Raw genomic sequence first — 12,128 nt, forward strand, 5'->3', positions numbered from 1 at the left:
AAACTGCGACGGTGCTCACACTTGGCCGTATTGCTGCCCGTGGCGCAACCAACGGTCGAGCAATGGGCTGACGTGAGTCGGCCAGCGTTCCAGCAGCGCTTGCGCAGCATCGCGCACGGCGGGCAGCAGATCGGCGTCGCGCATCAGGTCGGCGACTTTGAATTGCAGCAGGCCGGTCTGACGGGTGCCGAGCATTTCGCCGGGGCCGCGCAGTTCGAGGTCTTTTTCGGCGATGACGAAACCGTCGTTGGTCTCGCGCATGATGCCCAGACGCTGACGGCCGATCTGCGACAACGGAGGATGGTAGAGCAGCACGCAATGGCTGACTGCGCTGCCCCGACCAACGCGACCGCGCAACTGATGCAACTGCGCGAGGCCGAGGCGCTCGGGGTTTTCGATGATCATCAGGCTGGCGTTGGGCACGTCGACGCCGACTTCGATCACCGTGGTGGCAACCAGCAGTTGCAGGTTGCCGGCCTTGAATTCGGCCATGACCGCCGCTTTTTCGGCGGGCTTCATGCGCCCGTGGATCAGCCCGACTTTCAGCTCGCCGAGGGCGGCGGTGAGGTCTTCGAAGGTGGTTTCGGCGGCCTGACAGGTCAGCTCTTCCGACTCTTCGATCAGGGTGCACACCCAATAGGCCTGACGCCCTTCGGCGCAGGCGCTGCGCACCCGTTCGATGACTTCGACGCGGCGGGTGTCGGTGACCAGCACGGTGTTGACCGGGGTGCGACCGGGCGGCAGTTCGTCGAGAATCGAGGTGTCGAGGTCGGCGTAGGCGCTCATCGCCAGCGTGCGCGGGATCGGCGTGGCAGTCATGATCAGTTGGTGCGGACACATGCGCCCGCCGACGCCTTTCTGCCGCAGCGCCAGACGCTGCTGCACGCCGAAGCGGTGTTGTTCGTCGATGATCACCAGTGCCAGGTTCTTGAACTGCACTTCATCCTGAAACAGCGCGTGAGTGCCGACCACCATCGGCGTGCCGCTGGCGATCTGTTCCAGCGCGGTGACGCGATTCTTGCCCTTGAGCTTGCCGGCCAGCCACGCGACGTCGATGCCCAGCGGTTCGAGCCAGCGCTTGAAGGTGATGAAGTGTTGCTCGGCGAGGATCTCGGTCGGCGCCATCAGCGCGACCTGATAACCGGCCTCCAGCGCTTGCAGTGCCGCGAGGGCGGCGACCACGGTTTTGCCCGCGCCAACATCGCCCTGAATCAGCCGCAGCATCGGTTCGTGCTGGCTGAGGTCGTAGGCGATTTCGTTGCCCACGCGTTGTTGCGCGCCGGTCGGGTTGAAGCCGAGGTTGGCCAGGTATTTCGGTGGCAGTTTTTTCGCCTTCGGCATCGCCGGCGCGCGCAGGGAACGCATGCTTTCGCGCAGACGCTGTTGCGACAGTTGATGGGTCAGCAGCTCCTCGAAGGCCAGCCGATGCTGGGCCCAGTGATGACCGAGGGCCAGCTCATCGACATCGGCATCGGCGGGCGGGTTGTGCAGGTAGCGGATCGCGTCGGCCAGCGGCGCCAGTTGGTAGTCGCGGGCCAGTTCGGTCGGCAGCCAGTCTGGCAGGGTGTTTGGCTTGAGCAGCGTCAGGGTCTGCATGCACAACTGGCGCAGGCGCTGTTGGGTCAGGCCTTCGGTGAGCGGGTAAACCGGGGTCAGGGTTTCGTCCACCGGCGGCGGTTCGTCACCGGTGATGGCGCGGTATTCCGGGTGGTAGATTTCCAGCCCCGAAGCGCCGGGCCGGACTTCGCCGTAGCAGCGAATCCGCGTGCCGCGCTTGAGGCCTTCTTTCTGTGCATTGCTGAAATGGTAGAAGCGCAGGCTCAGGCCGCCGGTGCCGTCCTGCATGCGCACGACGAGGCTGCGCCGCCGGCCCATGACCACGTCGGCACCGCTAACGGTGCCTTCGACCACCGCGTCCTGGCCCGGTCGCAAGTGGCCGATCGGCACCACGCGGGTGCGATCCTGATAACGCAGCGGCAGGTGAAACAGCACGTCCTGGAGATTCTCCAGGCCGACCTTGGCCAGTTTCTCGGCCATGGCTTCGCCGACACCCTTGAGTGCCGTCACCGACACTTGCGACAGCTCGGTCATGACCTTGGCTTAACCGGCCGTGACCGGTGCGGCGGGCTTGGCCACCGAGCACAGGCGAACAGAGTCGGCGAGGATCTCGATGGCTTTCGGCCGCGGGAAGCTCGCGCGCCAGGCAATCGCCACGGTGCGGAATGGCACCGGCGCCGACAGCGGGCGTACTTCGATCACGCCCGGGGCGTAGTGATGGCTGTCCACCGCCGACAACGGCAGGATCGAGATCCCCAGGCCGGAGGCGACCATGTGGCGAATGGTCTCCAGCGAGCTGGATTCCACTGTGGTGTGCTTGGCGCCATCGTTGCCCTTGGTCAGGGTCGGGCAGGCCTCAAGCACCTGATCGCGGAAGCAGTGGCCTTCGCCGAGCAGGAGCAGGCTCTTGTCGTTGAGCAGGCCCGGGTCGATGGATTCTTTTTGCGTCCACGGGTGCTGGGCTGGCATCAAGACGTAGAACGGCTCGTCGTACAGCGGCAGGGTCAGCACGTCGGCTTCGTTGAACGGCAGGGCGATGATGATCGCGTCGAGCTCGCCGTTGCGCAGTTTGTCGCGCAGCACGTGGGTGAAGTTTTCTTCGATGTACAACGGCATCTGCGGGGCGACCCGGTGCAGTTGTGGAATCAGGTGCGGGAACAGGTACGGCCCGACGGTGTAGATCGCGCCGACTTTCAGCGGCGCGGTCAGCTGATTCTTGCCGGCCTGGGCCAGTTCACGGATGCCTTGCGCCTGCTCCAGGACTTTCTGCGCCTGGGCGACGATGCCTTCGCCGACCGGGGTCAGGCGCACGGCGCTTTTGCTGCGCTCGAAAATCAGCACACCGAGTTCGTCTTCAAGTTTTTTCACGCCCACCGACAGGGTCGGCTGGCTGACGTGGCAACGCTCGGCGGCGTGGCCGAAGTGCTGCTCTTGGGCGAGGGTAACGATGTAGCGTAATTCTGTGAGGGTCATAGCAAGCGTCCATGAAGTTGCGGGCCAAGCATAACGGCTGCAATCGATAGACGCACGTTATCAGACTGAGTGAGGAATGCGACACCGGGCAATGTGAGTTTGCCGTTGCCAGATAGGCAAAAGGCACCTTTCGGTGCCTTTTCGATCCCACTGTCGACCCTGTGGGAGCGGGCTTGCTCGCGAATGCGGTGTGTCAGATCCATGGATGTCGACTGACACGACGCTTTCGCGAGCAAGCCCGCTCCCACAATGGATCAGCGGCGTTTATCCAGCGAGTACACAAACGGCGCGACAATTTCGATCGAGCCGTTGTTGAGCATGTCGGCCGGTGGCTTGGGCAGCGGTTGTGCGCGGCGGATCATTTCCAGGGTGGCCCGGTCCAGATCGGCGTTGCCTGAGCGGCCCACCAGTTCGAACGACAACACATTGCCTTCAGCGTTGACGACGAAACGCAGACGGTTCAAGCCTTCCTTGCCGCGAGCCTGCGCACTGGCCGGGTACTTCTTGTACTTGCCCAAGTGCGCGAGCAGGGTGTTTTGCCAGCTGGCCTTGGCGGCCATTTGTGCGGGCGACGGTCCCGGTGCCGGCTGGGCGGATTTCTCCGTCGGGGCCTGGGTCGGCTGTGTCTCCGCCGGTTTTTCCTCGGAAGGTTTTTCCTTCACCGGCTCCGGTTTTTTCTCCACCGGTTTGGGCGGCTGCGGTTTCGGCTTTGGCTTGGGTTTGGGCTTCGGTACGGCAATCTCGGCCTTGGGTGCTTCAGCCAGTTTCGGAATCGGCAACTCTTCGACCGGAGCCGGTGGCTGCGGCGGTGTGACGACTTTCGGCGGAGCAGGCGGTGGCGGGGTCGGAACCGGTGCCAGCTCGACCATCATTGCCTGCGGCGGCAGTTCGATGGGCGGGCGGGCGGTCCAGTTCAGCGCCAGCGCGATGGCCAGCGCGTGAACGCCCAGCACCACGGCCAGGCTACCGCTGTAACGCGTCAGCTTATGGCGCGTCGTGATCATTTCTTGGCTGCGCTCTCAAGGCCCACCAGACCGACCTTCAGGTAACCGGCCGAGCGCAATTTATCCATCACGCTCATCAGGTCGCCGTAGTCCACGCCCTTGTCGGCCTGGAAGAAGATGGTGGTGTCTTTCTTGCCCTTGGTCTTGGCGTCGAGCACGGCGCCAAGGGTTTCGGCTTTCACTTCATCGTCGCCGATGTACAGGCGCTGATCAGCTTTAACGCTGAGGAACACCGGTTTCTCTGGCCGCGGCGCCGGTTTGGCGGTCGAGGCCGGCAGGTCGACTTTGATGTCCACCGTAGCCAGCGGCGCGGCCACCATGAAGATGATCAACAGCACCAGCATCACGTCGATGAACGGCGTGACGTTGATTTCGTGGTTCTCGGCCAGATCGTCGTCTGCGCCTTCTTTCAAATGCAGGCCCATGGCCGATTACCCCACTTTCACCATGTGTGGTTGTGAGCTGCTGCGCTCAGGCTGGTGATCGAGGTCACGGCTGACCAGCAACAGGACCTGCGCCGAAGCGTCGGACACCTGCGCCTTGTAGCCGGCGATGGAGCGGGCGAACACGTTGTAGATCACCACCGCAGGAATCGCAGCAACCAGACCCAGCGCGGTGGCCAGCAGCGCTTCGGCGATGCCCGGCGCCACGACGGCGAGGTTGGTGGTCTGGGTCTTGGCGATGCCGATGAAGCTGTTCATGATGCCCCACACGGTACCGAACAGGCCGACGAACGGCGCGGTGGAACCGATGGTGGCGAGGACGCCGGTGCCGCTGCTCATGTTGCGGCCACAGGCTGCGACGAGGCGCTCAAGACGGAAGCTGACGCGCTCCTTGATGCCTTCTTTCTCGCGGCTGTTGACCGACAGGCGCATCTCTTCGAGCGCGTCGTGCACCAGCAGGTTGGCGAGGGTGCCTTCCTTCGCCGCAGTGGCGCTGGCTTCCTTGAGGGTAGCGGCTTTTTTCAGCGCAGCGATTTCACCGCGCAGACGACGCTTGGCGCCCATCAGCTCGAAGCCTTTGGCGATCCAGATGGTCCAGGTGATGATGGAAGCGATGGCCAGACCGATCATCACGATTTTCACGATGATGTCGGCGTTCTGGTACATGCCCCATGGCGACAGGTCGTGGGCCATGCCCAGGCTGTTGTCAGGTTCGAGCACTTCAGGCGCGTCTGCTGCGCTGGCGTCTACAGCCTGTACCGGGTCGGTGGCGGCTGGCGCGGCGGTAGCAGGCGCGTGCTGTTCGGTGGCAGCCGGAGCGGCTGGCGCTTGTGCGTCAGCGAAAGCAGCGGTCGGCGCCAGCATCAGGCTGAGCAGCAGGGCCGCCACCGCGCTCCAGGCGCGAGGTCGTGTGGTTGGCGAAGCGGGGAATTGATTACGTGTCATGCTGGCCGGACCTGAGGTAGAAAAACGGTGATGCTCTTCCAGGCCTCGTGAGGCCGAGAACAAAAGTGGGGTGCATTATTGCAAGTAATTCTTGTTAACAGAAGTAATAGAGTATCTTTTTTTCCACGATTGCTAGCCGTTCGTCCTTTGCGAGGGCTAGTCTGTTCCTTTCGTTTGGGAGTTTTTTGATGTCCGCGCCTTCTGTTTTGATTGCCGGTTGTGGTGACGTCGGCAGTCGTCTGGCTACGCAATTGTTGGCCGCCGGCTGGGAGGTGCATGGTCTGCGCCGTGATATTTCGCGTTTGCCGGATGGTGTCATCGGCGTGGCGGGTGACCTGTTCAAGGAAGACTGCCCGGAAAACTGGCCATTCGGGGCGGTGGATTATCTGGTGTATTGCGCGGCGGCGACCGATCACGATGAAGCCGGTTATCGCGCTGCCTACGTACAGGGTTTGCAGAATGTGCTGAGCTGGCTGAATGACTTTGGCCAGGTGCCTGAGCGACTGCTGTTCGTGTCCAGCAGCAGCGTGTACGGCCAGCAGGAAGGGGAGTGGGTCGACGAACATTCAGCGACCGTCGCCAGCGGCTATTCCGGGCGAGTGATGCTTGAGGCTGAGCAAGTGGCGCTGAAAAGCGGTATCCCGGCGAGCATCGTGCGCCTGACCGGTATTTATGGCCCGGGACGTGAATGGCTGTTGACCCAGGTGCGCCGCGGTTATCGGGTGGCGGTTGAGCCGCCGCTGTACGGCAATCGCATTCATGCTGATGACGCGGCGGGGCTGATGGCGTTTCTGCTGCAGGCAGCTCATCAGGGCACGCCGTTGCAGGATGTTTATATCGGTGTGGACGATGCGCCGGCACCGCTGGCCGAAGTGGTCGCCTGGTTGCGCGAGTATCTGGGTGTCACCGATTGGGCGGAAGACGCCAGCGTACGCCGCACCGGCAGCAAGCGCTGCAGCAATGCCCGGGCGAAGGCGCTGGGCTGGACGCCGAAGTATCCGAGTTACCGTGAAGGCTATGCGGCGATTCTTGAAGGTAAATGCTGACTTCCAGACACCCAAAAACAATTGTAGGAGTGAGCCTGCTCGCGATGTGGCCATAACATTCAACACTTATGTTGGCTGTTAAACCGTCATCGCGAGCAGGCTCACTCCTACAGGGCTATGTGTTGCCCTCAGGTGTGGTTACTGCTTCTCAAGCAACCACTTGCGCTCACCCGGGGTGAACTGCGGCATTTCATCCGCCAGTGCGCTGTTCACCGCCTGGAAAATCTCCAGCGCCTTGCCTTTGCGGGCAAAGATCCAGTTGTTGCCCTGGCCGTTGAGTTGCAGCCACATGCTGTCGTGGTCGCTGTTCATCGAGGCGCAGTCGCCTGCCAGGCACAGGGCATAGCGGTCGGCGCCGGGCAGGCCGGAGACCTGGCCATCGGCCTGGAACTGCACGGTGTTGCCTTCGCCGTCGCCGCTGGCAATCTTCCAGCTGCCGCCCAGATAGGCCGAATACAGTGCGCGTTCGAAACTGGCGCCAATCGGTGCGCCTTCCGGCACGGGGATTTGTGCGCGGTCGAACAACTGATCCGGCTCGTTCTCGGTGGCGGCTTGTTTCATCCGTCCGCCGTCGCGCTTCAGCTCGCTGCCTGAGCTGCCATAGAAGTCGACTTTCCAGGCGCCGGACTGTTCGCCCTGCAGCCGTCCTTCGACGTTCTCGAAACCGTTGGTGTAGCGGGCCTGACCGGCCTTGGTGTTGACGTCCCACTCCAGGTTCGGGCCATAGGCCTGAAGCGCTTCGCGCAGGGGGCCGCCCTTGGCAGCAGCGTCGATCGCCACCTGGTTGATCCAGGTGCCGCTGATGTCACGGTCGGCGGGGTCGCTGGCACAGCCGCCGAGGAAGATGGCGAGCAGCGAGAGAGCAAGCGCTTTGCGCATGGTGGAATCCTTTCAAAACCTTTTCTTTACCGCAGAGCAGTCGGCGCAGCGTTTGAAGGCTGCACCGTGCGCATTACTCGATGACCAGGATGGCATCCATTTCGACTTGCGAACCCTTCGGCAGGGCAGCAACGCCGATGGCGGCGCGGGCCGGGTAAGGCTGGTCGAAGTATTTGCCCATGATCTCGTTGACCTTGGCGAAGTGGCTCAGGTCGGTGAGGAAGATGTTCAGCTTGACGATATTCTTGAACGAACCGCCAGCGGCTTCAGCCACGGCTTTGAGGTTCTCGAACACCTGGACGGTCTGGGCTTCGAAGCCTTCAACCAGTTCCATGGTCTTTGGGTCCAGAGGAATCTGGCCCGACATGTAGACAGTGTTGCCGGCCTTGATCGCCTGGGAGTAGGTACCGATGGCGGCTGGGGCCTTGTCGCTGGTGATTACGGTCTTGGTCATGTATGACTCCTTGTTAGGTGTGAATTAGGCACGCATGCGGGTGATGCGGATGACCCCGGTCAGGGCGCGCAGTTTCTTGATCACGCGGGCCAGGTGCACACGGTCGTGGACGCTGACCACCAGCTGGACGACGCTGATGCGGCCATCGCGCTCGTCCATGCTGATTTTCTCGATATTGCCGTCGGCCGCGTTGACGCTGCTGGCCAGCAGGGCGATCAGGCCGCGCTGGTGTTCCAGCTCGACGCGCAGCTCGACGTTGAATTCGCCGGTGACATCCTTGGCCCACGAAAGCTGGATGCATTTTTCCGGGTTGTGCCTGATTTCGCTGATGTTGCGGCAGTTGTCCAGGTGCACGACCATGCCTTTGCCCGCCGACAGGTGCCCGACAATCGGGTCGCCCGGGATCGGCGTGCAGCATTTGGCGTAACTGAGCACCAGACCTTCGGTACCGCGAATCGCCAGCGGGCCTTCCGGGCTTGGCAGCTGTTCGCCTTCGCCGAGCAGACGGCGTGCCACGACATAGGCCATGCGGTTGCCCAGGCCAATGTCTTCGAGCAAATCTTCAATCAGTTCGAGGCGGTATTCGGTGAGCATCGCCTTGACGCGCTCGGCCGGGATCTTCTCCAGTGAGCTGTCGAAACCGTTGAGCACCTTGTTCAGCAGGCGTTCGCCGAGGCTGATGGACTCGGAGCGACGTTGCAGTTTCAGTGCATGGCGGATGTGCGTACGGGCCTTGCCGGTGACCACGAAGTTGAGCCACGCCGGGTTCGGCCGCGCGCCAGGGGCGCTGACGATCTCGACCGTGGAGCCGCTTTGCAGCGGTTCGGACAGCGGTGCGAGACGGCGGTTGATCCGGCAGGCGATGCAGCTGTTGCCGACGTCGGTGTGCACCGCGTAGGCAAAGTCGACCGCCGTGGAGCCTTTGGGCAGCTCCATGATCCGGCCTTTGGGCGTGAACACGTAGACCTCGTCCGGGAACAGGTCGATCTTCACGCTCTCGATGAATTCCAGCGAGTTGCCGGCGCGTTGCTGCATTTCCAGCACACCTTTGACCCACTGGCGGGCGCGGGCATGGGTGCCTTTCGGCTGTTCGTCACCGCTGGATTTGTACAGCCAGTGGGCGGCGATGCCGTTGTTGGCCATCTCTTCCATTTCACGGGTGCGGATCTGGATCTCGATCGGTACGCCGTGCATGCCGAACAGCGTGGTGTGCAGCGACTGATAGCCGTTGGCCTTGGGAATCGCGATGTAATCCTTGAAGCGCCCCGGCAACGGTTTGTACAAATTATGCACAGCACCCAGCACGCGGTAGCAGGTATCAACCTTGTCGACGATGATCCGGAACGCATAGACGTCCATGATCTCGTTGAAGGCCCGACGCTTGCCGCGCATTTTCTTGTAGATGCCGTAGAGGTGTTTCTGGCGACCGCTGACTTCGCCCTGGATGCCGTCGATCGCGAGGCAGTGGCCGAGGGACTCTTCGATCTTGTTGACGATTTCCTTGCGGTTGCCCCGGGCGCGCTTGACCGCCTGGTAGATCCGCGCGGAACGCATCGGGTGCATCGCCTTGAAGCCGAGGTCTTCGAATTCGATACGAATGGCGTGCATGCCCAGCCGGTTGGCGATGGGCGCGTAGATTTCGAGGGTTTCCTTGGCGATTCGGCGGCGCTTTTCCCCGGACAGCACTTCCAGCGTGCGCATGTTGTGCAGGCGGTCGGCGAGTTTGACCAGGATCACGCGAATGTCGCGCGCCATGGCCATGGCCATTTTCTGGAAGTTTTCGGCCTGGGCTTCGGCCTTGGTCTCGAAGTTCATCTGGGTCAGTTTGCTGACCCCGTCGACCAGTTCGGCCACGGTTTCACCAAACTGCGCTTGCAGCGCTTCTTTGGCGATACCGGTGTCTTCGATCACATCATGCAGCATCGCGGCCATCAGGCTCTGATGGTCCATGTGCATGTCGGCAAGAATATTCGCCACCGCAAGAGGGTGCGTGACGTACGCCTCGCCGCTGCGACGGCGCTGACCGTCATGGGCTTGTTCGGCGTAGAAATACGCTCGGCGGACCAGGTTGACCTGGTCATTGCCGAGGTAGGTCGATAAGCGATCGGCGAGGGCGTCTATGCTCGGCATGATGACTCCTGCCGTAGGCTGTGTTCCCGCGCCGTGCTACGTCGACCAGGCATAGGCTTAGACGGCCTCGTTGGACTCGTCCTCGAACGCAGCGAAGACCGGGTCTTCGTGGACGATTTCCTGCTCGGCGATGAACTCGTAGCTCATCAGGCCTTCTGCGATTTCACGCAGGGCGACAACGGTCGGCTTGTCGTTTTCCCACTGGACCAGTGGCTCTTTGCCGCCGGTGGCCAGTTGACGGGCACGCTTGGTAGAGAGCATGACCAGCTCAAAGCGGTTTTCCACGTGTTCTAGGCAGTCTTCAACGGTTACGCGGGCCATGGTATTCCTCGGAGCGAATGCAATATGCGCGCTGCCCGGTTGGGCGAGCGGACTGAGCAGTTTAAAAAATCACCAGCGATTAGGGAAGCGCTGATTTTTTGACCAGACCCTTCAACGCGCTGCAAGCACCAATGTAAAGCGCTTGCAGCGGTTTTGGGAAGTGCTGATTAACCGAGCAGTTCGGCCAGTAATTTGCCGAAACGTACCTGCTGGCGTTTCTGTTGCAGCTGATTGGCGCGGAAAATCGCCTTCAGATCGTCCAGTGCATGGGCGAAATCGTCGTTGATGATCAGATAGTCGTACTCGACATAGTGGCTCATCTCGCTGACGGCTTCACGCATCCGCCCGTCAATGATCTCGTCACTGTCCTGGCCGCGGTTGGTCAGACGCTGGTGCAAGGCCTGCAACGACGGCGGCAGGATGAAAATCGAGCGTGCCTGCGGCATCAGCTTGCGCACTTGTTCGGCGCCTTGCCAGTCGATTTCCAGAATCAGATCGTGACCTTCGTCCAGCGTTTGCTGCAGACGGCTTTGCGAGGTGCCATAGAAGTTGCCGAAGACTTCGGCGCGTTCGAGGAAATCGCCGTGCTCGCCCATCTTCACGAACTCTTCGCGAGTCACGAAGTGATAGTTCACGCCGTCCACTTCACCCGGACGCATGGCGCGGGTGGTGTGGGAGATCGAGACGCGGATCTCCGGATTGGCATCGGTCAAAGCCTTGACCAGGCTGCTCTTGCCTGCGCCCGATGGCGCGGAAATGATGTACAGGGTGCCGGTGCTGTGGGTCATGTCTGTTGCCTTACTCAATATTCTGCACTTGTTCGCGCATCTGCTCGATCAACACCTTGAGGTTGACGGCGGCCTGGGTGCTGCGCGGGTCGAAGGCCTTGGAGCCCAGTGTGTTGGCTTCGCGGTTGAGTTCCTGCATCAGGAAATCCAGGCGCCGACCGGCGGCACCGCCGGACTTGAGCACCCGGCGCACTTCGATGATGTGGGTGCTCAAGCGATCCAGTTCTTCGGCCACATCGCTCTTTTGCGCGAGGATGACCATTTCCTGTTCCAGACGCTGCGGGTCCAGTTCGGCTTTCATGTCGGTGAAGCGATCGAGGACTTTCTGACGTTGGGTGGCGAGCATCTGCGGCACCAGCTCACGCAAGGTCACGACGTCCTCTTCAATGGAAGTCAGGCGCTCGTTGATCAGGCGTGCCAGCTCCGCGCCTTCGCGCTCGCGGCCGGCCTTGAGTTCCTTGAGACCTTGATTGAACAGCGCCAACGCATCGGCGTTCAGCGCCTGTGGATCAGTCGCGTCGGCCACCAGCACGCCGGGCCAGGCCAGCACTTCCAGCGGGTTGAGTGCTGCCGGGTTCTTGATCAGGCCGGCAACGGTTTCGGCGGCGGCGACCAGTTGCGCGGCGCGCTCGCGGTCGACTTGCAACGGCTTGCCGGTGCTTTCTTCGGTGAAGCGCAGGGTGCATTCCAGTTTGCCCCGCGACAGGCCCTGACGCAGGGCTTCACGCACGGCGCCCTCGAGGTCGCGGAACGACTCCGGCAGGCGCAAGTGCGGTTCCAGATAGCGGCTGTTGACCGAGCGCAGCTCCCAGCTCAGGGTGCCCTGGACGCCGGCTTTCTCGACGCGGGCGAAGGCGGTCATGCTGTGCACCATGGCGGTGACCTCGCAATGCAGATCGGCGCAGAAGGGATGTTCCGCAGGCTCGATATCAATGAATTTAAGCCGACTGGCAGCAAAGGCGCAGGATTGTAGCGCAGTGCGGCGGATGCGCCCAAACACACGGTGTGACAAAGGGCTGCAGGCCGTCGGTTATGCGCGTTTCAGGGCCCTGGGTCGACGGCCGGAATTTTTAACCCGTGCCCAGTCG

The 12,128-nt window shown here is 62.1% G+C and carries 12 protein-coding genes; 1 reads left to right on the top strand and 11 read right to left on the bottom strand.

The window, feature by feature from the left end:
- Nucleotides 1-15: 15 nt before the first annotated feature.
- The 5 genes from recG to exbB form a co-directional block, all read right to left on the bottom strand.
- Complete coding sequence (gene recG / locus LVD08_RS01095; RefSeq protein WP_103369795.1) at nt 16-2,091, bottom strand: ATP-dependent DNA helicase RecG; 2,076 nt, start codon at nt 2,089-2,091, stop codon at nt 16-18.
- A 9-nt stretch (nt 2,092-2,100) separates the two neighbouring features.
- Nucleotides 2,101-3,030 carry a hydrogen peroxide-inducible genes activator gene (locus LVD08_RS01100; protein WP_007962352.1) on the bottom strand — a complete coding sequence of 310 codons (930 nt, stop codon included), beginning with the start codon at nt 3,028-3,030 and terminating at the stop codon, nt 2,101-2,103.
- A gap of 254 nt (nt 3,031-3,284) precedes the next feature.
- Complete coding sequence (locus LVD08_RS01105; protein WP_247267186.1) at nt 3,285-4,034, bottom strand: energy transducer TonB family protein; 750 nt, start codon at nt 4,032-4,034, stop codon at nt 3,285-3,287.
- Entirely contained in the window at nt 4,031-4,459 is a 429-nt protein-coding gene (gene exbD, locus LVD08_RS01110) for a TonB system transport protein ExbD (protein WP_247267187.1), read from the bottom strand. Before exbD ends, LVD08_RS01105 begins: the two co-directional genes overlap by 4 nt.
- A gap of 6 nt (nt 4,460-4,465) precedes the next feature.
- A complete protein-coding gene (exbB, locus tag LVD08_RS01115) occupies nt 4,466-5,422 on the bottom strand; it encodes a tonB-system energizer ExbB (protein WP_098966280.1) in 957 nt (318 codons plus the stop codon).
- Between the two features lie 188 nt (nt 5,423-5,610).
- Here exbB and LVD08_RS01120 point away from each other — a divergent pair, with 188 nt between their 5' ends.
- Nucleotides 5,611-6,468, top strand: coding sequence for an SDR family oxidoreductase (locus tag LVD08_RS01120; protein WP_247267188.1), 858 nt, complete (start codon nt 5,611-5,613; stop codon nt 6,466-6,468).
- A gap of 138 nt (nt 6,469-6,606) precedes the next feature.
- On the opposite strand, the gene LVD08_RS01125 is transcribed toward LVD08_RS01120, so the two are convergent.
- From LVD08_RS01125 to LVD08_RS01150, 6 genes are all read right to left on the bottom strand, one after another.
- Nucleotides 6,607-7,347: a hypothetical protein gene (locus tag LVD08_RS01125; RefSeq protein ID WP_007962358.1), complete on the bottom strand. Its 741-nt coding sequence runs from the start codon at nt 7,345-7,347 to the stop codon at nt 6,607-6,609.
- Between the two features lie 73 nt (nt 7,348-7,420).
- Complete coding sequence (locus LVD08_RS01130) at nt 7,421-7,801, bottom strand: RidA family protein (RefSeq protein ID WP_247267189.1); 381 nt, start codon at nt 7,799-7,801, stop codon at nt 7,421-7,423.
- Nucleotides 7,802-7,825: 24 nt separating this feature from the next.
- Nucleotides 7,826-9,931, bottom strand: a complete 2,106-nt coding sequence (gene spoT, locus LVD08_RS01135; RefSeq protein WP_007920338.1) for a bifunctional GTP diphosphokinase/guanosine-3',5'-bis pyrophosphate 3'-pyrophosphohydrolase — start codon at nt 9,929-9,931, stop codon at nt 7,826-7,828.
- A 57-nt stretch (nt 9,932-9,988) separates the two neighbouring features.
- A complete protein-coding gene (gene rpoZ, locus LVD08_RS01140) occupies nt 9,989-10,252 on the bottom strand; it encodes a DNA-directed RNA polymerase subunit omega (protein ID WP_003229503.1) in 264 nt (87 codons plus the stop codon).
- A gap of 167 nt (nt 10,253-10,419) precedes the next feature.
- The gene (gene gmk / locus LVD08_RS01145) at nt 10,420-11,040 is read right to left on the bottom strand and encodes a guanylate kinase (protein WP_003229498.1); all 621 of its coding nucleotides are present in this window, start codon (nt 11,038-11,040) and stop codon (nt 10,420-10,422) included.
- A 10-nt stretch (nt 11,041-11,050) separates the two neighbouring features.
- The gene (locus LVD08_RS01150) at nt 11,051-11,914 is read right to left on the bottom strand and encodes a YicC/YloC family endoribonuclease (protein ID WP_247267190.1); all 864 of its coding nucleotides are present in this window, start codon (nt 11,912-11,914) and stop codon (nt 11,051-11,053) included.
- Nucleotides 11,915-12,128: the final 214 nt, after the last annotated feature.

This window comes from Pseudomonas sp. YL2, assembly GCF_023063025.1.
GTDB classification, from domain to species: Bacteria; Pseudomonadota; Gammaproteobacteria; order Pseudomonadales; family Pseudomonadaceae; genus Aquipseudomonas; species Aquipseudomonas putida_A.

What these genes read in the sequence shown, in the direction of transcription:
- recG (WP_103369795.1), bottom strand. Translation starts at nt 2,091, where the DNA reads ATGACCGAGCTGTCGCAAGTGTCGGTGACGGCACTCAAGGGTGTCGGC.
- LVD08_RS01100 (WP_007962352.1), bottom strand. Translation starts at nt 3,030, where the DNA reads ATGACCCTCACAGAATTACGCTACATCGTTACCCTCGCCCAAGAGCAG.
- LVD08_RS01105 (WP_247267186.1), bottom strand. Translation starts at nt 4,034, where the DNA reads ATGATCACGACGCGCCATAAGCTGACGCGTTACAGCGGTAGCCTGGCC.
- exbD (WP_247267187.1), bottom strand. Translation starts at nt 4,459, where the DNA reads ATGGGCCTGCATTTGAAAGAAGGCGCAGACGACGATCTGGCCGAGAAC.
- exbB (WP_098966280.1), bottom strand. Translation starts at nt 5,422, where the DNA reads ATGACACGTAATCAATTCCCCGCTTCGCCAACCACACGACCTCGCGCC.
- LVD08_RS01120 (WP_247267188.1), top strand. Translation starts at nt 5,611, where the DNA reads ATGTCCGCGCCTTCTGTTTTGATTGCCGGTTGTGGTGACGTCGGCAGT.
- LVD08_RS01125 (WP_007962358.1), bottom strand. Translation starts at nt 7,347, where the DNA reads ATGCGCAAAGCGCTTGCTCTCTCGCTGCTCGCCATCTTCCTCGGCGGC.
- LVD08_RS01130 (WP_247267189.1), bottom strand. Translation starts at nt 7,801, where the DNA reads ATGACCAAGACCGTAATCACCAGCGACAAGGCCCCAGCCGCCATCGGT.
- spoT (WP_007920338.1), bottom strand. Translation starts at nt 9,931, where the DNA reads ATGCCGAGCATAGACGCCCTCGCCGATCGCTTATCGACCTACCTCGGC.
- rpoZ (WP_003229503.1), bottom strand. Translation starts at nt 10,252, where the DNA reads ATGGCCCGCGTAACCGTTGAAGACTGCCTAGAACACGTGGAAAACCGC.
- gmk (WP_003229498.1), bottom strand. Translation starts at nt 11,040, where the DNA reads ATGACCCACAGCACCGGCACCCTGTACATCATTTCCGCGCCATCGGGC.
- LVD08_RS01150 (WP_247267190.1), bottom strand. Translation starts at nt 11,914, where the DNA reads ATGGTGCACAGCATGACCGCCTTCGCCCGCGTCGAGAAAGCCGGCGTC.